This is a genomic window from Algoriphagus boritolerans DSM 17298 = JCM 18970, from assembly GCF_900108085.1.
Taxonomy (GTDB): domain Bacteria; phylum Bacteroidota; class Bacteroidia; order Cytophagales; family Cyclobacteriaceae; genus Algoriphagus; species Algoriphagus boritolerans.
This window is the reverse complement of the sequence record NZ_FNVR01000027.1, coordinates 25706-45824: the sequence shown is the minus strand read 5'-3', so window position 1 is coordinate 45824 and position 20119 is coordinate 25706. Positions and strand designations below refer to the sequence as shown.

The window sequence follows — 20119 nt, the reverse complement described above, 5'->3', positions numbered from 1 at the left end:
CGGTTTAGGACTTTTTGTCCCAAATGATTACTAAAATCCAAACTCATGAAAAAGTTAACTTCACTGGGAGCTGGGCTGACTTTTGCCCTTGCCCTGATACTCTATACCCTTTCCACTGCGGTTGCGCAGCAAGCAAAAAATCTACAAATCAAAGACTCCGAATCTCAGGAAGGAATTCCGGGTGTCACCTATCGATATGGGTTTCAAAAGGGAGTCTCTGACGAAAATGGTCAAATATCTCTTCTGATTGATGGAGAAACATGGCTTTACCTCAGTCACCTCAGCTACAGTAGCTGGACACTTGATCCAAATGAATTGGCCGAAGCTGCGAATACCAGCGTGATCTTCCGTCGGGAGCAGCTCCACGGGCTACAGCCTGTCTCAGTCATTTCTCTGAAAATGTCTGAGGAAAAAGACAAAAAAATACTCATCTCTGATCAGGAGCGCCTTCACCATGATGCTGGCGCAATACTTGGACTGGATCCGGTCGTCTCTGGTATCCGCAAAAGCAGCAGTTTTGGTTTTGATCCGGTGATGCGTGGATTCAAGTACGACCAACTCAATATCGTGGTCAATGGCCTCCAATCTGCCAATGCTGCCTGCCCAAATCGTATGGATCCGCCTACTTCACAAGTCGCACTCAATCGAATCCGTGAAGTGGAGATTCTCAAAGGTCCACATGCACTTCGCTACGGAATCGGTCTCGGCGGCACGATCAACTACATCCAGGAAGCTCCAAATTTCACTTCCTTTCCAGGAATCTATGGACGGATTTCTTCCATGTTTGAGACCAATGGAGATGTATGGAGAAATGATGCCCGCGTAGGATTCCAAGGATCCAAGTACGATATAGGAATACTGGGAAGCTACTCGGCTGGAAATGACTATCTCGATGGAGATGGCAATCCTATTCCCGCAAACTTCAAACGAGGGACGATAGGGCTTTACGCTGATTTTCTGGCCACTCAAAAGGACTTGGTTCAGTTTTAAGTTAACCGCAACTTTGCCCGCGATGTAGATTTTCCTTCTCTTGGGATGGATCTTCGTACCGATGACACTTGGATGGGAAGCCTGAAGCATTCCCGGACTTTCACAGGAAAGCCACTGACTCAGTGGACTAATTCCATCTACTTCACTCGGGTGGATCACTTGATGGACAACCTGCTCCGCGAACCCCGCATGATGGATGCTGCTACTCCAGTCATCACACAAAACTGGGGATTCAGAAGTGAAGGAGAATGGAAATTTGCTCAGGGAAAACTCTTTGCCGGGGTGGATTTCAAGGAAGAATCAGCCGATGGTATCCGTACCCGCACCATTACAGCCGGCCCGATGGCTGGAAAGGTATTTCAGGACAATCTGTGGCAAGACTCACAAATTCGGAAAACGGGACTTTTTGCCAACTATCTGATCCCTGTGGGAGGCACAGTCATCAGCGCATCCGGTCGATTGGAGGTAAATCAGGCTGTATCAAACAACCCAGCAGAAGAATTTGCCCAATTGCACAGCGAGGCAAAGAGTACACAACTCAACCCGGGAATCAGTATTGGTGCGCAGCGGGATTTGGGAAGGGCTTTCAGCCTAGGACTATGGGCAGCGAGTGTCCGCAGAAGTGGAAGCCTTTTGGAGCGGTATATCAATTACCTCGCCGTGGGTGTTGATCCTTGGGAATTGGTGGGAGATCCTCAGATCAAACCTGAAACCAATAATGAGTTGGATTTGGTGCTTGGATACAGCCGAGAGAAAATCTCCCTCGAACTCACCCTTTTCGGTTCCTACATGACCGATTACATCACTTCGGTCAAAACTGAACTCAAGCCACGATTGGCTTCTAGCCCTGGAGTCCGGCAGTACTTGAATGTGGATGAAGCCATGAAAACCGGCTTTGAACTCAATTTTAAACAACAACTCAGCACCCAACTCAGCCAAACACTTGGCGTGGCATATACCTATGGCAAAGATCTAATCCTGGATGCACCCCTTCCTGAGATTGCTCCCTTGGATCTTCGCTATGGTGTAAGAGGTCAATTCTTCCAAGGAAAGCTTCAATCCGGTATCAACCTAAGACATGTACTGACACAGGAGCGGATTTCTGAGGCTTTCGGAGAAGGAAAAACTCCGGGTTTCACGCTTCTTGATTTGGATGCCAGCTTTCCGATCGGTAAAATGCTCCTGATCAAAGGGGGTGTTCAAAATATCTTAAGCGAAACCTATTATGAGCACCTGACCCGTCCCATCGGCACCAACAAAACCCTGATGTATGCACCGGGAAGAAATTACTTTTTGATGGTGAGCTTCAAATTTCCTTGATAACCCAGGCCCTGACAGCTTTTGAAAACTTGGCAGGTCTTTTCCCTAAACACATAAAAAACGGTTTGGAAAAATACCAAGCCGTTTTTTATGTTTCAAACTTAGCTCTCAATCATGCCTGGCTCCTTCCATCACCTTGAAAATGTGAAGAATGGCAGGAAATACCGCATCCATGGATTCCGAAGCGCCATTGGTCGAACCGGGAAGTCCCATAACCAAGGTATCTCCGATCAGTCCTGCTACAGAGCGGGATAGCATGGCATAAGGTGTTCGCTGCTGTCCATAGCTGCGGATGGCTTCTTCGATCCCCGGGATCCTTCGTTCCAGAATTTCCTCCAAAGCCTCAGGAGTAACATCCCTCGGCGAAAGACCCGTACCTCCTGTGAAAATGACCATATCCATTTTTCCTGTAACCTGTAGACTACAGATCTCCTGAATTCTGTCTTTCTCATCCGGAATAATTTGGTAAACAGGCACCTCCACCCCCAATTTTTCCAACTTCTCTTTGATTACAAGACCAGCACGGTCTTCCTTTTTACCGGCCGAAATGGAATCCGAACACACGATAACAGCAGCACTTAGAGATTGGTCCTGATCCTTTTTCCGGTCGGTTTTACCGCCTTTTTTCTCGACCAGTTTGATCTGCTCGATGGTCACTCCTTTGTCTATTGGTTTGAGCATGTCGTACATAGTTAGCGCCACAACCGAGGCGGCATGCATCGCTTCGACTTCCACTCCGGTTTTGTAGATCGTATGGATTTCCACGAAGATGGTCACTGCCATTTCCCCAACTTCATAGCTCACCGCTGTGAATTCCACCGGCAAGGGATGGCAGTCAGGGATCATATCGGCAGTTCGCTTAGCGGCAAAAAGTCCTGCTACCCGGGCACATTCGAGTACATCACCTTTTGGAACTGTTCTGTTATGGATGGCATGGATCGTTTCAGGCAGGCTGACTTTGACGATGGCTTGGGCGATGGATTTGCGAAGTGTATTACTTTTTGGTGTGATATTGACCATTTAATGAAGATTTAGACTTTTGGAAGATATCAATTCTTGAATAAAATCCCTGCAATAAATGACTTCCTGATGAGCCATGATTCCAAGGGACTCACAGAAACCATACAATTTGGACAATAGGCACAACAAAATTCCTTCTTTTCTAGGCAAAATCTCAAACATTCCAACTACCTCCAGCGCCTATATTGTAGTCCAGTTATCCTGATTCGAATGGATTTTTTATGCTTAAAATCATAAAAATTAATAAAGGATTTTTTTATCTTTTATTAATTTGAGAAGTAGATTTGGATATTAAAAATCAGCTATTAACGAGACCCATTACTTTAAATTCCAGGCAGTCTTATCCCATTTAACCTTTCCAAACTCAGAATTATGAAAACATTGCTTTATCTCCCGGTTTTGCTCTTGACCTTGGCTGTCTGCTCATGCGGTGGTCAAGCTCCAGAGCGTTCGAATACTGCTGACGCTGCACCAGGACCAGGTCAATCCGCCGTGGTTGACGATGCCTCAAACCCAAACATCGTACAGGTAGCTGTAGGGTCTGCCGATCACAGTACCCTGGTAGCCGCACTTCAAGCAGCGGACTATGTGGATGCCCTCACCAACGTCGGGCCGTTTACTGTATTTGCCCCTACCAATGCAGCTTTTGATGCGCTTCCTGCCGGTACCTTGGAGGAGCTGGTCAAACCCGAAAACCAGCGAAAACTCCGTGACATCCTGGAATATCATGTCCTCCTGGGCGTCTACAAGTCTGATAGCTTTGTAAATAGAAGGAATCTCGGCACGGCTGATGGCAGATCTGTGACAGTGGTAGTGGCAGAGGATAGAAGTGTCCGCATCAATGGTGCAAAAATCATCGCAACAGTACCAGCTTCCAATGGCATTATCCACGTGGTTGATCAGGTTTTGCTACCAAAGTAATAGGTGAATTGGTTTTCTTAAAAAAAAGAAAAAGCCGGATTGAACTTTGATCCGGCTTTTCTGTTAAATGAGGTGACCCGAATTTCTCGGATAAAATCATCCTTTATGTTTTCTCAAGCCTCCAAGTACGCCATCAAATCAGTCATCTATGTCTGGACCAAAAGTCTGGAAGACCGAAAAGTAGGCGCAAAAGAAATAGGCGCAGAAATCGAAGCACCTGAAGCCTTCACTGCAAAGATTCTGCAGCAATTGGTAAGAGCTAAAATAATCGGATCGCAAAAAGGCCCCAATGGGGGTTTTTATGCGGACGAATCCCATTCTAAAATCACACTGAAAGATGTCGTAAGAGCCATAGATGGGGATCATCTATTCTCAGGATGTGGCCTTGGCCTTCCAAAATGCTCCGAAAAAAATCCCTGCCCACTTCACTTCGAAATTGTTAAAGTCCGCAAAGGAATTGACTCAATGCTGACTACCAAAAGTATCAGGCTTCTTGCGGTGGAAGTGATAAAAGGTGAAACGCAACTTACCGACCTGACAGGTTCAGTTGAATCCTAAGTTTCTGCCCATTTCATTCAGGAAGCAATCAATCCCAACTTCGAAAAGCTGGGCTTGATTGTTTGTATCAATTGGCTGTTATTTTTTGGCGTCTGGCTTGGATTTCCTCCACCCGCTTCTCGTCCATACCCCAAACTTTTCCTTCTACCGCATCCTCCAAAAGCCGATCGATATATACTTGACTCAATTCCGAACTATCCTTGTATTTGATTCGAAGCTCATCGAGGCGCTGATGCAAATCAGCTCGAATCTCTGCATAGGCAGGATCATCGTACACATTTTTCAGTTCCTGTGGGTCTTTCACCCGATCGATCAATTCCCACTGATCCTCCACAAAATAGTAATGGATCAGCTTGTATTCTTTAGTCACAATCGCATAGTGGCGATTCACCATGTGCTCGGCAGGATATTCATAATAACGGTAATAGACCGCATCACGTGTCCACTTTTCGGTATTTCCTGTGAGTAATGGAATTAAGCTTTCGCCCTGCATATCGGCAGGAGCAGGAACTCCGGCTGCTTCGAGGAAAGTTTGCGCAAAATCCAGATTTTGAACCAAAGCATCGGATCGGGTTCCAGCTTTGATTTTTTCCGGCCAGGAAACCATCAGAGGAGTTTTAAATGACTCATCATAGACAAATCGCTTGTCATACCAGCCGTGCTCACCGAGATAAAAACCCTGATCCGAGGTATAGACGATGATCGTATTTTTCATCAGGTCATTGGCTTCCAAATAATCCAAGAGACGTCCCACATTTTCATCCACCGCCTTGATGGTACCCAGGTAATCCTGCATGTAGCGCTGATATTTCCAGCGCATCTGGTCTTCCTTGGACATGGTAGGATAAGCCTTGACAAATTCCTCACTGATGGGATCGTAGTGTTTTTTGAAATTTTCTGCCTGTGCAGGAGTAAATCGCTTGAATTCATTGATAAACCGAATCGTGTCATATCCGCCCACATCTGCTATTCCGAGCTGCTTGAGCACTTTCGGGTTCAGTTTATTGTCTCCCGACCAACCCATGTGGGTCAAAATATTCATTTCGGCTTCACCAGCTGCTGGAGTTCTGCCGGAGTAATCATCAAATAAGGTAGCGGGTTCCGGGAAATTCCGTTGCGTAAATTCTGACATGTGACGCTCAGCCATTTGCCAGAGACGGTGTGGTGCTTTATGCAAATACATCAGCATAAACGGTTGGTCTGATTTGCGTTCCTTTTCCAGCCAATCCAAAGTCATATCCGTAATGATATCCGTCACGTACCCCTCCACTTTAATTTCCCCCTCATTTTTGGTGATAAATTCCGGATTGTAGTAAGAACCCTGCCCCGGCAAGATCTTGAACTGGTCAAACCCTTTGGGATTGTTGCCAAAATGGAGTTTGCCAAACATTGCCGTCTGATATCCCGCCTGCTGTAAGAGTTGCGGAAAGGTCACATTGGTCGTATCAAAGGGGAAATGGTTATCGATTTTACCATTTAGGTGTGAATGTTTTCCTGTCAAAATCGTCGCCCGACTGGGTGCACAGATCGAATTGGTGACAGAGGCTTGGGTAAACAGCATCCCCATTTTAGCAATTCGATCGATATTCGGAGTCTCGATCAAGGTATTGTCATAAGCCGAAATCGCCTGATAAGCATGATCATCGGACATGATGAAGATGATGTTGGGCCTTTCTGGAGTAGATTTTACTTTCTGATTACAGGAAAATAAAATCCAAGCTCCGAGTAACGTAAGAAATGCTGTTTTGATTGGCTTCATAGGATTGGGGCTGTGATACGTTTGGAACTTAAGCTTACTTTTTCCTTTCCTCCAGAATCTTCCTCGTCACTTCTTTATTGGCATTACCAAACTGTTGGGTTTGCTCCAATTGATCCAAATAACGATCGAGATAGCTCTGGGAGATTTCTTTGCTATCCCCATATTTCTCCCGCAGGCCTTCCAATTTTTGATGCAATTCTGTTTTGATTTCAGCATAGGCAGGATCATCATAGACATTTTTGAGCTCCTGCCGATCATTGATCCGATCAATCAACTCCCACTCGTCTGTATCGAAGTAATAATGCGTTAGCTTATATTCCTTGGTCACAATGGCATAATGGCGCTTGACCATGTGAACTGACGGATACTCGTAATAGTGATAATAGACCGCATCTCGAGTCCACTTTTCCGTGTTTCCGGTCAAAAGTGGAATCAGACTTTCTCCTTGCATGTCAGATGGAGCGGGAATTCCCGCGGCATCCAAAAAAGTCTGGGCAAAATCCAGATTCTGCACCATTTCATCCGTTTTGCTTCCTGCTTTTACTTTTCCCGGCCAGGAAACCAAAAGCGGTGTCTTGAAGCTTTCATCATAGACGAAGCGCTTATCAAACCAGCCATGCTCACCGAGATAAAATCCCTGATCAGAGGTGTAAACAATGATCGTGTTTTCCATCAGCCCATTTTCCTCAAGATAGTCCAATACACGCCCGACATTTTCATCGACGGAGGCAATGGTTCCCAAGTAATCCTGCATGTAGCGTTGATAGCGCCATTGCATCTTTTCCTTTTCGGTCATAGTTGGAAAGGCCTTTTTAAACGCTTCGTTGACTGGCATGTAATATTGATCCCAAGTCGCACGCTGTGCAGAATCCAATCGACCTACTTCCCGCTGGAAAGCTCCCTTATCCCAACCTGAGGCATCCGGAATGCCCAACTCGTCCATGACTTCGGGATATACCTTGGAGTCGCCCGCCCAATTCATGTGCTTCAGGAGGTTCATTTCGGCCTCTTTTGCCGCTCTTCCTCTTCCGGAGTAATCATCAAAAAGCGTAGCTGGCTCAGGGAAAGTTCGCTGAGTAAACTCCGCCAAGTGCCGTTCTGCAGGGAGCCATTCCCGATGCGGAGCTTTATGCAAATACATCAACATAAAGGGTTGATCAGGTTTTCGCTCTTTTTGCAGCCAGTCCAATGTCATGTCGGTGATGATGTCAGTAACATAGCCCTGAACCTTTATAGTACCTTCGTTTTTGGTGATGAAGTCGGGATTATAGTAAGCTCCTTGTCCAGGAAGAATCTTGAATTGGTCAAAGCCTTTGGGGCTGTTCCCAAAGTGAAGTTTGCCAAACATGGCTGTCTGATAGCCGGCTTCCTGGAATAACTGAGGAAAAGTGGCATTGGTCGTATCAAAGGGGAAATCGTTGTCGATTTTGCCGTTGATATGCGAATGCTTGCCTGTCAAAATTGTCGCCCGACTTGGCGCACAGATGGAGTTTGTCACAGTGGCATTGGTAAAAAGCATACCCATCTTGGCGATCCGGTCGATATTTGGCGTCTCAATCAGGTGATTGCTGTAAGCCGAAATCGCCTGATACGCGTGATCATCGGACATGATAAAGATGATGTTGGGTGGGCTTTGCTTTTTTTCTTCCTGATTACAGCCGAATAGAACCATAATCAGAATTAAGGCAATGGAATAAAAAAAAGAAGTCTTCATAATCGACGGAGGTTTCTTTTGAAAGTATAAAACTTATTCTCAGAATAGAACCAATTTAAAGAATTGATCAAAAAAAAAAAACCATCTCCTAACTCAAGAGATGGCTTTCCACTAGATAAAATTCACTTAGAATTTCAGGCCCAAAGTCGTGTAGAATGTTCTTCCATCGGCTGGCATGATTCCAGGACCTGGATAGCCACCGGCTCTTCGGGTAAAATACCGCTCGTCGGTCAAATTGTTTACCCCAGCTTTTAAGGAATATTTTTTCATGAATGTAAAACTTGCCGAAAGGTCTTGGACTACATAGGCTGGGATCAGTCCGGTCGTAGCGGCAGCATTGGGTTCAAGGGTATTGGATGCATCGGCAAAAGCCTCTCCAATATCACTCAATTGCCAAGTCATAGAGAAAGATCGGTAGCGGTAAGTTGCTCCGTAGCGGTTAATCTTTCTGGGGGCATTTTCCACGCGGTTTCCTTTCAGATTACTCTCTTGCAAGAAACCATTGACCAATCTTGTGGTCGCAAAATCTCCATACCTCGCATCTACAAAAGCAATCGATGCAAATATGTTGAGGTAACCAAATCTAGACTTGTCGAAAATTGCTGAAATTGGATCCACCTCCATATATCCTTCAAAACCCTGACTGATCGAACCGCCTAAGTTGGTACGGAACTGGAAGCTGCTTCCATCAGAATTAAGTTGAGTCAAGGTTCCAATTCGATCAGCATAGTTTAGGTAGAAATAGCTGACATCAAAGTTCAAATAGGTACCAATATTTCCTCTATAGCCAAAGTCAAAATTGAATCCTCTTGAGTCCTTCAGATTCTGATCAATCACATCTGTAGTAGCTGGCGGAGTCAAATCAGAAATCAAAACAGGTCGATAGGCTTGTGACCAGTTGGAGTATAATTCCGTAGTCGGTGTCACATGGAATTCCGATCCAAGACCTGCCAAAAGGAAACTTCTGGTACGTGTGATCGGATCTAAAATCTGAGGCTGTCCATTGACTACGTTAAACTGTCCACTGTTGCTGGATTCGATCTGCTCCAATCGGAGACCTGCTGTCAACAAGAATTTATCTGAGAATCGAAATACGTTTTCTGCAAATGCTGCATAGTTCACATTTCTGAAATCCAAATTTCTTGGGTATTCAGACCCTGAGGTGAGTTCAAAGTCCATCTCAGAACCATTGCTTCCTACACCATTTTGTTTTCTGTCAATGTGTCCATTGAAATAGCGGATCCCAGAGGCAAGTGAATTATCAAGCCCCAAGAACTTGAAATCTGTACTCAGGCGCAATTCTGAACCGTAAGTGGTATAGTAATCTCGGTCTACTTGACGGTTACCTAAGTCATCTTCTTCATTTATCTGACGCACGAAACCCACACTGTTTCGCTCGGCAATCGTACCGAAAACCTTCCAGCTCAAGCGAGTTTTAGGACTCACAAGGTATTCTGCGGATAAAGAAGGAACAAACCAAGGGGTGCTGAACCAATTGCGCTCACGGGTACTCTGTCTGGAATCTTCTGCAAACTGCTGGTCAGTTAGTCCTCCTGGCTGCTGACTCTCCGTAGTCATATAAGTAGCTTCGAGTCCTAGTTTTAGCCTATTGCTTGCAGCGTACCCAACTTCGATGTGCGCATGATCTGTGTTAAAATAGCCATTTTCTCTCCAGCCATTTCCCACTCTTTTTTGATAATAAGCAGTATAACTGAATTTGCCCTCTGTACCACCGATGTAATTGAATGTGCTAAAAAGGCCATTATTTCCAAGGGTATTAATGGTCTCCACTGTGAATCGAGTAGATTGATCCGGCTTTCTCAAAACAAAGTTCATCAAGCCACCGAATTGAGGTCCGAATTGCAAAGAAGATGCACCTCGGATGATTTCGATCTTTTCTACCACTTCCATTGGAGGTGTGAAGTAAGCCTCAGGATAGCCCATCGGATCAGGGGTGATATCATAGCCGTTCATTCTGACATTGAATTCCCAAGAACGATTGGGACTCAAACCCCTGGATGCCACGCCCAGTTGGATTCCGGAACCGTCATTTTCCCAAATCGAAATCCCCGGCGTACGTCCAAAAATCTGGCGGCTATTGTTCATCGCCAAATTAGCATCTATATCTCTAATTCGTATGACCTCGTTTTTCTTTCCGGCATTGATCCGGAAATCCTCCACTTCGGCTAGTTTTTCCTGTCCCAAAATCCCCCTACTGGAAAGCAATTCAAAAGAATCCAACCAAAGCGGCTCCTCGGTCATCACAATATTAAGAATCTTGGTCTCTGCTTCTGTGATGGAAAATGGCAAAACTGAATCTTCATAGCCGAGGAGGGAGATTTTGAGCTGATAATCCCCTTTAGGAAAGTCTTTGAGCTCGTAATTTCCATTCACATCACTCTGAACACCACGGACAGTACCTTCAAGAATAACTGTGGCAAAAGCCAATGGATTTTGATTTTTATCTGTGATTTTGCCTTTAAGCAAATTCTTCTGCGCCATTGCACCGCTGGCCAACAACGCGAACATCATCAACAGGGAAAAGTGTTTCATCTCTTACGCTTATCTAGATTAATTATAATTAGCGCACAAATATAAATACACACAATTGACTCAAGCAAATTATTTTTAATAAATCTAAATAAGGAAAAACAAGATCTTAATAAATCACAGTTCATTGACATTTTAAAAATTATTTTCGCTCAAAAAAACTGATTTTGTACCTTGAATATTCATTTTTTGTGTCCCGGCATAGCTTCCACAAAAGTTCGTTTTCAACAAATATGTGAAACCAGTGAATGTGGAAGATTGAGAGAAAAAGTTGAGGGAAACTATAGTAAAACCCGGTTTATTCTACAGTTTTTCCAGTGCTGATCTGCGGGAAATTATTTTGTCCAGCCACTTACAAAAAAACTTATCAACTTTTCTTAAGTAATCGATTTTCAAGCGATTCCCGATGGGAATTTGCCACAGGAATAGTTTGGTGGTCAATCGTCACCTGATGTTTTTCAAGCTTTTCCACTTCCCGAAGATTAATCACATACGATTTATGAATCCGCATCATACTTTCTTTAGGCAAGATTGCGAGGATCTCCGGGATGGTCATTCTAGTGCTCAAGGTTTTGGTTTTGGTATGAATGAAGAGCAAATTTCCGTCGGACTTGATGAAATTAATTTCATTCAAATTGACTCGCACCCAATCGTAGCTATCTTTTATAAAAACACTGGTCTCCTCTCCTTTTTTTCGGACGATCTCCTGAAAAGCCCTGTTCAACGCCGTCAGAAATCGCTCAAAGGAAAACGGCTTGAGCAGATAATCCAATGCCTGCAACTCATAGCTTTGGATCGCAAAATCCGAATGAGCCGTGGTGAAAATAAAGGACTTTCCCAGTGGCTGGATGATTTTTGCCACCTCAAGACCTGACAAAGCCGGCATGTTGATGTCCAAAAAAATAAGGTCCGGCTGATGATCAAAAACGTACTTCAACCCTTCTTTGGGGTCGGTAAAAGTCTTTTCCAAGTGAACGAAAGGCACATTTTCCACAAACTTCCTCAGCAGTTCCAAAGCAGGTGATTCATCATCAATTGCAATCGCTTTAATTATCATAACTCAATTGTTCAGATTTATCATGAGCAAAACACAGCACAAATTCTTGCTTGTTTCAATTTTCAGCAGATGCCTGTTTGGATAAATACTTTCCAGCCGTTGCCGCACGAGTTCAATTCCACTGCCTGTCCCCTGGTTAGCTGCCACTTGCTCTGCCGAGAAAGAATTTTTCACAAGAAAGTTCATCACGCCCTCGGCTACTTTCAAATCAATCTCCAATCGTGGTTCTGCCGAATCGCTTCCAAATTGGGTAAACTTAAATGCGTTTTCCAAAAATGGCTGAATCAACATCGGGCTGATTTGGACATCGACTCCATCCCAATTTAACGAAGACCTCACCCACTTTTGGTCGGAACCAGCAAACCTATCCAACTGTAGCTGAATGTATTTTTCCAAAAAACTGATTTCCTCTTCAACTGAAATAAAGTCCAATTTGGACTTCTCGATTGCAAATCGCATCATATCCGCAAGCTGCAGGATTTGAGCTGCGGTTTTGGTGCTTTCCTCGGATATAGCCGTGCTGTAAGTGGTATTAAGCGCATTAAACAGAAAATGCGGGTTAAGCTGCGATTGCAAAAGTTTGAGTTCTGCACGATCCTTTTCTTGGGTAAGTTGCCGCTGCCTTTTTTTGGCATGGCTCAGGTCTGCAAGCCAAGCAAAACATAAAAAGTACAGCCCAATAAACAACGTGACGGTAAGATTGTCTTCGATCAATGATGGCTCGTTCTGAATCGTCCATTGCAAAAACTCAAATACCACAATCAACACCCCTAATTCAAGTCCGACAAACAAGGGATTGGACAATCGAGCTGTCCTCCATGGTAAAAAAATAAACCTGAAATTCAGCCAGGCTACAATCGTAGCGGCACCGAATACGGTCGACCAACTTAATAGATAGAGGGAAATACTACCGAGGTGATTTTCGAAGTCATTTTCGAGTTCAAGTTTGATTAGATCCTTCGCAACCAGCAGCCAATAGCCCAAAACAGCAAATAAAATAATCCAGGAAATGATTTGAAATTTAGCTTTTGATTTCATTCATCTAAACTGGTTAAGGCATCGGTTGCTTCACATCGATCATAATTCCCTTCATTTTTCGAATAGCTTCAGCACCGTCCACTTCCGACCTTTTGACTAAATGTAAGGAGGTCAGCAAAAACTGATATTCTAGGATTGCCTCAAGATAATAAGTTTTGCCTGCCTCTAAGGTCAGACTGTATTCCCTTTTCTCTGCAAGATTCCTCAAAACACTTCCTTCCGTTTTTAAAAAGATCCTTCCCGGCTTTCTTTTAATCAGATAATAGGAATTGGCTTTTACATCAGGAATCAGGATCGTCTCATCCCCATAAATCCGAAATGCTGTAAAATTCAGGTGTGGCTTTCGGTAGATGACTAGTATTGCCTCCGATGAATCACTCGAAGTCTCTTGCGCTAAACTCCCCCGTGGAATGCAAAGCAAAATCAGAAACCAACCCAAATAGACCAATTCTTTCATGCTATTTTTCTCTGGATATGACAACCATCACTTTAAGAAAAAGCATGGACATCCGGTCTGAAAAAGAATTAGCCAAGGTCAAATCAGGAGACCTCCAGTCAGGTGCTCCAATCCCCGTTTTGTATCCAAACTGAATACTCTCTAGTACTGAAATCGGTCGAAAAGCCTTTGGCATATATTCTACAGCTACCCCAAGGGTTCCGGAGATATGCTCCATTTCCGGCCAAGCTATTCCGGGAGCATTCCCAAAATCATTCAAATCAAACGCTCCCTGATCAATCTGAGTGATTTGAAGTGACCTAACGTGGAGACCTCCTTCAGCCCGAAGTATTAGGTAAAATTGAGGAGTCGATACCAAAGCCCGACCAACAGAAAGATCAAAAAATGTATCGCTTGTTTGGCTTTTGTTCGTGAGATTGCCCACAACACTTTTTGAAAGTCCAGAAAGCGCTGAAGTCCCCAAATGAAGGCCATAAAACATGCGCCTATTCCGCCATCCCATCCCCATCCCTATAAATTCAACAAGGCGCTTTTGGCTCAGACCCAGTTCAGTATCCATTTTGTCCCGCATGGCATTATACCCCAAACTGATTCCGAAAGAAGAAACAGGAGATAAATAATACATCGTGCTTTGGTCAAAAGTATTGAGCACAACATCGTTGGGTTCCTCATCCAAGTTGGTTACTTGGGAAAAAACCTCCCCCTTAACAAGGATGTAAATTGCGCAAAGCACGTAAAGATATTTTTTCATTCTCCTGATTTTTAGAATTCCGTTGATTCAAATCACAGAAAAATAAATTAGTCAAACTATGATATGTGATATCTTGGAGAAAACTTGTGATGTAACAAGGAAAGTTTGATTTCTAGGATCGGGAGACATCCTAGAAATCTGTGCTGATCAGCGAATTTTCTGTTTCAACGTTCGAAACACCTTAGTCCAGCTTCTGGAGAAGCAGGACAACGTGATTTCTCCAAAATCTCTGTGTACTCTCTGGAAAATAGTTTTTCACAAAAAAAGCTACCCCGTCATCCAGGATAGCTTTTTTTCTTCATTTTTCAATACAACTCAATGCTCCTCAAATCCACTTAGATCCGCATTATCTTCCAATCGCTGCAATTCTTTTTTACCATAGGCGATCTTGGTAATCACCACATAAAGCACTGGCACAAAGAAAATCGCCAAGAACGTCGCTGCCAGCATCCCACCAATCACCGTCCAGCCAATGGTCTGTCGAGCCACTGCACCTGCCCCATTGGACAGTGCCAGTGGCACTACCCCAAGTATAAATGCCAAGGAAGTCATAATAATCGGCCTTAGTCGCAGCTTCACCGCGTCGAGTGTCGCCTGAATCAGTGGCATCCCCTTATCCACCCGCTCTTTGGCGAATTCTACGATCAAGATGGCGTTTTTGGCCGCCAAACCGATCAGGGTGATCAGACCGATCTGCGCATAGACGTTGTTGTCCAGTTTGGGCAAGAAAGTCAAGGCCAAGATCGCCCCAAATGCGCCCAAAGGAAGCGCCAGCAAGACTGAGAACGGCACCGACCAACTCTCATATAGCGCTGCCAAAAGCAGGGAAACCAAGATGATCGCCAAGGAAAAAATCAAAATGGTGCTATTTCCGGCTGCCATTTCCTCCCGGCTAAGCCCTGAGAAATCATAACTGTAGCCATCCGGCAAAACCTCCGCAGCCACCTCCTCCAAGGCCTGAATAGCCTGACCGGAACTGTAGCCCGGCGCCGCATTTCCATTGACTTCGGCGGATCGGAACAGATTGTAGTGTGAGATGACGGGCGCACTTTCCACCACTTTATAGTCAATCAAGGCACTCAGCGGGACAGAAGCACCTTCCCGATTGAGCACGTAGTATTTTTGCAAGTCTTCAATTCCGGTTCGGAAAGTCGTATCCGCTTGGGTCACCACACGGAAATTTCGGCCGTATTTGGTGAAGTCATTGATGTAGCTCGAACCCATCAGCCCGGACATGGTGCTAAACACATCCGTCAGTGATACCCCCAACTTTTTCACTTTCTCACGATCCACACGGATATGATACCCGGGAGTTTTGGCTGTAAAGAAACTAAATGCCCGATCGATCTCCGGTCGTTCGTTGACGGCTTGAAGAAATTGACCCAAGACTTGTTCCAATTCTTTCACATCTCCTCCCGCACGCTGCTCCAGCATAAAGCTGAATCCGCCTGTCTGACCCAATCCCGGAATTGCAGGAGGAGGCACAACTACCACGCTTGCTTCTTCGACAGTTCGGAATTTCTGATTTAGTGTCCCAATGATCCCAAACAGCTGAAGCGAAGGATCTTTTCGCTGATCCCATGGTTTCATCTGCACAAAGAATGTGGCAGAATTCGGCTTAAAGGAAAAGTTGATTGCGTTTAAGCCCCCGATACCAGTGACGTTGTTGATTCCTTCGGTGCTCCGGATCAGGTCCACCATTTCGGCCATTACCGCACGGGTTCGGCTGGAGGAAGCTCCCTCAGGAAGCTCAACGGAAACGAAAAGACGTCCTTCATCTTCCGTCGGCAAAAAGCCCGTTGGCTTCGCTTGGAACAAGCCAAAGGTCCCTGCGAAAATACAGATCAGAAGAATGATTGCAAGGGGTGCTCGTTTGATCCAGGTATTCACGCCACCGGTATAGCTGTGGGTCACTCGCTCAAACCAGTTGTTGAACTTGAAAAAGAATTTGTTCAGTCCTTTGCCGTCCTTGGTCACCTCGGAAGGCCGAAGCAAAATGCTACACAATGCCGGAGTCAAGGTCAAAGCCACAAAAGCAGAAATTAACACGGATATTGCAATTGTAATCGCAAACTGCTGGTACATTCTTCCCACGATTCCGGGAATAAAACCTACCGGAATAAATACCGCTGCCAAAATCAAAGCAATCGCAATGACCGGAGCGGTGATATCTTTCATCGCCCTTCTCGTCGCTTCCTGTGCGGAAAGTTTGAACCGATCGATGTAATGCTGTGCGGCCTCGACTACCACGATGGCATCATCCACCACGATCCCGATCGCCAACACAAACCCAAACATGGTCAGTGTATTAATGGTAAAACCGAGCGGAATGAAGAAAATAAATGTCCCGATAATCGACACCGGAATCGCCAAAATCGGGACCAAAGTAGCTCTCCAACTTTGAAGAAATAGAAACACCACGATAATAACCAGGAGCAAAGCTTCTCCAAAAGTCTTGAGTACCTCATTGATTGAAACCTCCACCACAGACACAGACTCAAAAGGAACTACATAATCCATATCTGCTGGAAAGGTCTTTTTCAATTCATCCAAAGCCGCATAGATGCCCTCTGCCGTCTCCACCGCGTTACTTCCGGGAGCCTGGTAAACCAAGAGAATCGCTGCTTCTTGTCCGTTCACAGTGGAATACCTCCCGTAGTCAAACTGACCTAATTCTACTCTTGCGATGTCTTTGAGAAATACCAAGGATCCATCTGCCGGATTGGTGCGGACGATGATATTTTCAAATTCCTCCGCCTCACCCAATCTTCCATTTACAGTGATCGGATACTCAAAAGCCTGGGTGTTCAATTGCGGCATTCCACCCACGGTACCTGCAGCGACTTGAAGATTTTGTTCTTGAATTGCAGCAGAAACCTGAGAAGCTGAAATACCATACTGTGCCATTTTATCCGGTCTCAACCAAACGCGCATCGAGAAATCCTGCCCAATGGCATTGATATCACCCACGCCTTTCACCCGGAGAAGGGCATCCTTGATAAAAATATTGGTGTAGTTGGAAAGAAACTTCGCATCGTGTGTTCCATTCGGTGAATACATGCTGATCACCATCATGATGCTGGGATTTCGCTTCCGCACTACCACTCCTAGTCTTCGCACTTGCTCAGGAAGTGTCGGTTCGGCGATGCTGACCCGGTTTTGCACGTCCAAGGTTGCAATGTCAATGTCCGTCCCCACATCAAAGGTGACGTTCATCTGCATCTGACCAGTACTCGTATTATTTGAACTGATGTAGGCCATTCCCGGCGTTCCGTTAACTTGCGTTTCTATGGGCGTAGCCACCGTTTGCTCTACGGTCTGCGCATCCGAACCCACATAGTTGGCGGACACAGAGACTACAGGAGGTGTGATATCCGGATACTGTGTGATCGGTAGGTTAAAAGCGGCAAGCGCTCCCACTATTACGATTATTATGGATATGACCATGGCCGTGACGGGCCTTTTTATAAAAACTTCTGATATCATTAGATCAAGACTTTAAGATTGAAAAAACCGATCCGCAATTATTGGATCTGGACTTTGGCGCCCTGACGGAGTTTCTGAATGCCTTCCACCACGATCTTTTGGCCCGCCTCAATTCCACTTCTGACGACTACCTCAGCACCTAGTACAGTTCCAAGTTGTAGAACCTGCTGCGTGACCGTACTATCAGCCGCGACCACATAGACATAATATTCGCCCATCTGCTCGGTGACGGCCTTGTAAGGAATGACCAACTGATTCCCAAAATCCTGATTCATCACCTGGAGATTCACCGTCATGCCAGGCACCAACATTCCTTCAGTATTCGGAAACTCCACCCGCATATTCAGTGTACCCGACTGTCGACCTACTGCGCGATCCATTGAAACCAACTTACCTGGAGTCGGATACTTACTTCCATCGCCCAACTGAAGCGTAAACAAGGAATCAGGAGTTTCTGTCGCATTCATCAATCGGGTAAAACGCGGGATTTCCCGCTCAGGGATCACAAAATCCACCTGCACCGGACCTCCGGAAGAAAGTGTATTGAGCAGTGGCTGACCCGGTGATACCTGTGCACCAACCCGAACCTGTGAAATGCCTATTTTCCCGGAAAATGGAGCCGTGATCAAGGAATAACTCAAATCTGTGTTTGCAGCGGCAATCTGTGCCTCGGCTGCCTGAACTTGCGCTTCAGCAACAAGAAGCTCGGCTTTGGCATTGTCCAAGACCTGCTTTGCAATCGCTTCATTTTGATCAAGACGTTCGTAGCGATCCACATCCTTCTTTACCCGTGCTAGGTTGGCAGTGGCAGAAGCCAAAGCGGCTGAAGCCTGATTTTTCGCAGCTTGGTATTTGCTGCGGTCTATTTCGTAGAGTCGCTGTCCTTTGGTCACTTCCTGACCGTCTTTGACAAAGATATTGGTGATGTAGCCGCTCACCTGAGGCCGAATTTCCACTTCATTCAATGCAACGACCGTCGCAGGATACGTGTCGATGGCAATAACCGGTTTTGCAGCAACCGAATAAACCGTTACCGCAACAGGAGGTGGAGGCGGAGGCGTCTGATTGGAACCGGAGCAGGCAAAAAAAGCTGCTCCTAAAGCTGAAAATCGAATAATATGGGAGAGAAAATGCTTTGTCATATCAAAATCAAAGTGAAGAATCGATGGTAGAGGGTTGAATTTGACCCAAGGCACGCATCAGGTCGAGTTTGCTGGAGAGCACGTTAAAGAGTGCGTTGTAATTATTGAGTTGTGCGGTTCGCAGTTCGGTCTCTGCGACAATCAAGTCAACATAAGCTTTTACACCTTCGTCATATTGCATCTTGATCGTATTGTAGACTTCCTCAGCGAGTTGCTGATTGGACTGGAGTGTCTGCCAGTCAAAGTAGCTGGCTTCGTAGTTAGCAAGGGCGGTTTCGTATTCGGTATTGAGTTGCTTTTCAAAATTCCGCAAGCCCACTTCTGCCCGATCCTCTTGGAGTTGGGCCAGCTTAACCTCTTGGATTCTTTTTCCCCCTTGAAAAAGCGGAATCGCTACGCGTAGCCCAACTGCTGAAGTCGGAAATGAGCGAGAGTACAAGTCCGCAAACTCAGGCGCAAAAAACAGGTAATTGTAACTGTAAAATCCACTCAACTGCGGGATGTAAGCCCACTGGGCATATTTGGTGTTCAATTCCGTGGTGGCTACCTGAGTTTTGGCAAGCAAGTATTCTATCCGATTTTCAAGTTCAAAAGCGGTGCCTTCGTCCATGCTGGCCATTTCTTGCATGGTTTCGTAATCATAAGCTACCTTCAAGTCTTGATCTACAGGAAAGCCGATGACTTCCTTGAGGTAGGCATGCTTGGCTTTGAGCGAAGTCTGCACCCGGTTTTTATCGCTTTTGAGATTGGCCAAGGTGATGCTGGCCCGTTGGTAATCAGTTTTGTCTACCAAGCCTACATCAAATCTGCTTTTAGCATCTTTGAATTGTTTTTCCTGGCGGTGAAGATTTTCATCCAAAATCCGAATTTGTTCCTCTGTGAGCAGGATATCGTAAAACGCTTTGGCCACTGCTACGACCGTGTTGATCTTGGTGGTTTCCAGCGATTGGCTGAGTTCGCTTCGTACGAGTCCAGCTGCTTTGGAAGCAAAAAACTGATCCCGATTAAACAGGGTCTGATTGACCTCAAAGATCAAATTACTGGCAAAAGGCTGCCCAAAGGTTATCAACTGATCTCCAATAGGCTGAGTTTGGAGCTTGAGGTTATTTGACACCTGATAGTTGGTAGAGATCTGCGGAAGCCAACCCGAAAGGCTGGATTTGATCTGTCGCTCTCCGATCTGCTGATCGATACCGGATTGCTGGATCATTGGACTGTTTTTCAAGGCATAATCCAGTACATCTGTAAGATTCATAGCTGAATTTTGTCCTTTGGAGTCCTGAGCCATCACTTCCGGACTGAGCCGAAAAAGAAGGATAAGAAAAAGGACTACTGCATTTTTCATTGGAAAAGTTT

Annotated in this window: 15 protein-coding genes; 4 read left to right on the top strand and 11 right to left on the bottom strand. The window is 45.3% G+C overall.

All coding sequences use genetic code 11. The features are described 5' to 3' along the window. Nucleotides 1–45: 45 nt before the first annotated feature. Together C4S61_RS17565 and C4S61_RS17560 are read left to right on the top strand one after the other, a co-directional pair. Nucleotides 46–990 carry a TonB-dependent receptor plug domain-containing protein gene (locus C4S61_RS17565; protein ID WP_103926108.1) on the top strand — a complete coding sequence of 315 codons (945 nt, stop codon included), beginning with the start codon at nt 46–48 and terminating at the stop codon, nt 988–990. Between the two features lie 45 nt (nt 991–1035). Continuing rightward, on the top strand, nt 1036–2310 hold the full coding sequence (locus C4S61_RS17560; RefSeq protein WP_103926107.1) for a TonB-dependent receptor: 1275 nt from the start codon (nt 1036–1038) through the stop codon (nt 2308–2310). A 108-nt stretch (nt 2311–2418) separates the two neighbouring features. On the opposite strand, the gene moaCB is transcribed toward C4S61_RS17560, so the two are convergent. Next, on the bottom strand, nt 2419–3330 hold the full coding sequence (gene moaCB / locus C4S61_RS17555; protein WP_103926106.1) for a bifunctional molybdenum cofactor biosynthesis protein MoaC/MoaB: 912 nt from the start codon (nt 3328–3330) through the stop codon (nt 2419–2421). Nucleotides 3331–3702: 372 nt separating this feature from the next. On the opposite strand from moaCB, the gene C4S61_RS17550 reads away from it, so the two are divergent. Then, nucleotides 3703–4251 carry a fasciclin domain-containing protein gene (locus C4S61_RS17550; RefSeq protein WP_103926105.1) on the top strand — a complete coding sequence of 183 codons (549 nt, stop codon included), beginning with the start codon at nt 3703–3705 and terminating at the stop codon, nt 4249–4251. A 105-nt stretch (nt 4252–4356) separates the two neighbouring features. Next, nucleotides 4357–4809 carry an RrF2 family transcriptional regulator gene (locus C4S61_RS17545; RefSeq protein WP_103926124.1) on the top strand — a complete coding sequence of 151 codons (453 nt, stop codon included), beginning with the start codon at nt 4357–4359 and terminating at the stop codon, nt 4807–4809. 67 nt (nt 4810–4876) lie between these two features. Here C4S61_RS17545 and C4S61_RS17540 read toward each other — a convergent pair whose 3' ends face one another. The 10 genes from C4S61_RS17540 to C4S61_RS17495 all read right to left on the bottom strand — a co-directional run bounded on the left by C4S61_RS17540 (nt 4877) and on the right by C4S61_RS17495 (nt 20108). Then, complete coding sequence (locus C4S61_RS17540) at nt 4877–6568, bottom strand: sulfatase family protein (protein WP_103926104.1); 1692 nt, start codon at nt 6566–6568, stop codon at nt 4877–4879. Nucleotides 6569–6602: 34 nt separating this feature from the next. Then, nucleotides 6603–8240, bottom strand: a complete 1638-nt coding sequence (locus C4S61_RS17535) for a sulfatase family protein (RefSeq protein WP_407640580.1) — start codon at nt 8238–8240, stop codon at nt 6603–6605. A gap of 168 nt (nt 8241–8408) precedes the next feature. Continuing rightward, a complete protein-coding gene (locus C4S61_RS17530) occupies nt 8409–10835 on the bottom strand; it encodes a TonB-dependent receptor (protein WP_103926102.1) in 2427 nt (808 codons plus the stop codon). Between the two features lie 364 nt (nt 10836–11199). Beyond that, a complete protein-coding gene (locus C4S61_RS17525; protein ID WP_235010077.1) occupies nt 11200–11889 on the bottom strand; it encodes a LytR/AlgR family response regulator transcription factor in 690 nt (229 codons plus the stop codon). Nucleotides 11890–11892: 3 nt separating this feature from the next. Then, a complete protein-coding gene (locus C4S61_RS17520; protein WP_103926101.1) occupies nt 11893–12927 on the bottom strand; it encodes a sensor histidine kinase in 1035 nt (344 codons plus the stop codon). 13 nt (nt 12928–12940) lie between these two features. Continuing rightward, on the bottom strand, nt 12941–13384 hold the full coding sequence (locus tag C4S61_RS17515; RefSeq protein ID WP_103926100.1) for a hypothetical protein: 444 nt from the start codon (nt 13382–13384) through the stop codon (nt 12941–12943). Nucleotide 13385: 1 nt separating this feature from the next. After that, nucleotides 13386–14135, bottom strand: coding sequence for a hypothetical protein (locus C4S61_RS17510; protein WP_103926099.1), 750 nt, complete (start codon nt 14133–14135; stop codon nt 13386–13388). 315 nt (nt 14136–14450) lie between these two features. Continuing rightward, nucleotides 14451–17621, bottom strand: coding sequence for an efflux RND transporter permease subunit (locus C4S61_RS17505; RefSeq protein ID WP_103926098.1), 3171 nt, complete (start codon nt 17619–17621; stop codon nt 14451–14453). A 38-nt stretch (nt 17622–17659) separates the two neighbouring features. Next, entirely contained in the window at nt 17660–18763 is a 1104-nt protein-coding gene (locus C4S61_RS17500) for an efflux RND transporter periplasmic adaptor subunit (RefSeq protein ID WP_103926097.1), read from the bottom strand. Nucleotides 18764–18770: 7 nt separating this feature from the next. Then, on the bottom strand, nt 18771–20108 hold the full coding sequence (locus C4S61_RS17495) for a TolC family protein (protein WP_103926096.1): 1338 nt from the start codon (nt 20106–20108) through the stop codon (nt 18771–18773). Between the last annotated feature and the right edge of the window lie 11 nt (nt 20109–20119).

Coding starts and splice junctions, on each gene's coding strand:
- C4S61_RS17505 (WP_103926098.1), bottom strand. CDS start 17,621: ATGATATCAGAAGTTTTTATAAAAAGGCCCGTCACGGCCATGGTCATA.
- C4S61_RS17565 (WP_103926108.1), top strand. CDS start 46: ATGAAAAAGTTAACTTCACTGGGAGCTGGGCTGACTTTTGCCCTTGCC.
- C4S61_RS17535 (WP_407640580.1), bottom strand. CDS start 8,240: ATGGTTCTATTCGGCTGTAATCAGGAAGAAAAAAAGCAAAGCCCACCC.
- C4S61_RS17520 (WP_103926101.1), bottom strand. CDS start 12,927: ATGAAATCAAAAGCTAAATTTCAAATCATTTCCTGGATTATTTTATTT.
- C4S61_RS17530 (WP_103926102.1), bottom strand. CDS start 10,835: ATGAAACACTTTTCCCTGTTGATGATGTTCGCGTTGTTGGCCAGCGGT.
- C4S61_RS17560 (WP_103926107.1), top strand. CDS start 1,036: ATGGATCTTCGTACCGATGACACTTGGATGGGAAGCCTGAAGCATTCC.
- C4S61_RS17495 (WP_103926096.1), bottom strand. CDS start 20,108: ATGAAAAATGCAGTAGTCCTTTTTCTTATCCTTCTTTTTCGGCTCAGT.
- C4S61_RS17500 (WP_103926097.1), bottom strand. CDS start 18,763: ATGACAAAGCATTTTCTCTCCCATATTATTCGATTTTCAGCTTTAGGA.
- C4S61_RS17510 (WP_103926099.1), bottom strand. CDS start 14,135: ATGAAAAAATATCTTTACGTGCTTTGCGCAATTTACATCCTTGTTAAG.
- C4S61_RS17540 (WP_103926104.1), bottom strand. CDS start 6,568: ATGAAGCCAATCAAAACAGCATTTCTTACGTTACTCGGAGCTTGGATT.
- C4S61_RS17545 (WP_103926124.1), top strand. CDS start 4,357: ATGTTTTCTCAAGCCTCCAAGTACGCCATCAAATCAGTCATCTATGTC.
- C4S61_RS17525 (WP_235010077.1), bottom strand. CDS start 11,889: ATGATAATTAAAGCGATTGCAATTGATGATGAATCACCTGCTTTGGAA.
- C4S61_RS17515 (WP_103926100.1), bottom strand. CDS start 13,384: ATGAAAGAATTGGTCTATTTGGGTTGGTTTCTGATTTTGCTTTGCATT.
- moaCB (WP_103926106.1), bottom strand. CDS start 3,330: ATGGTCAATATCACACCAAAAAGTAATACACTTCGCAAATCCATCGCC.
- C4S61_RS17550 (WP_103926105.1), top strand. CDS start 3,703: ATGAAAACATTGCTTTATCTCCCGGTTTTGCTCTTGACCTTGGCTGTC.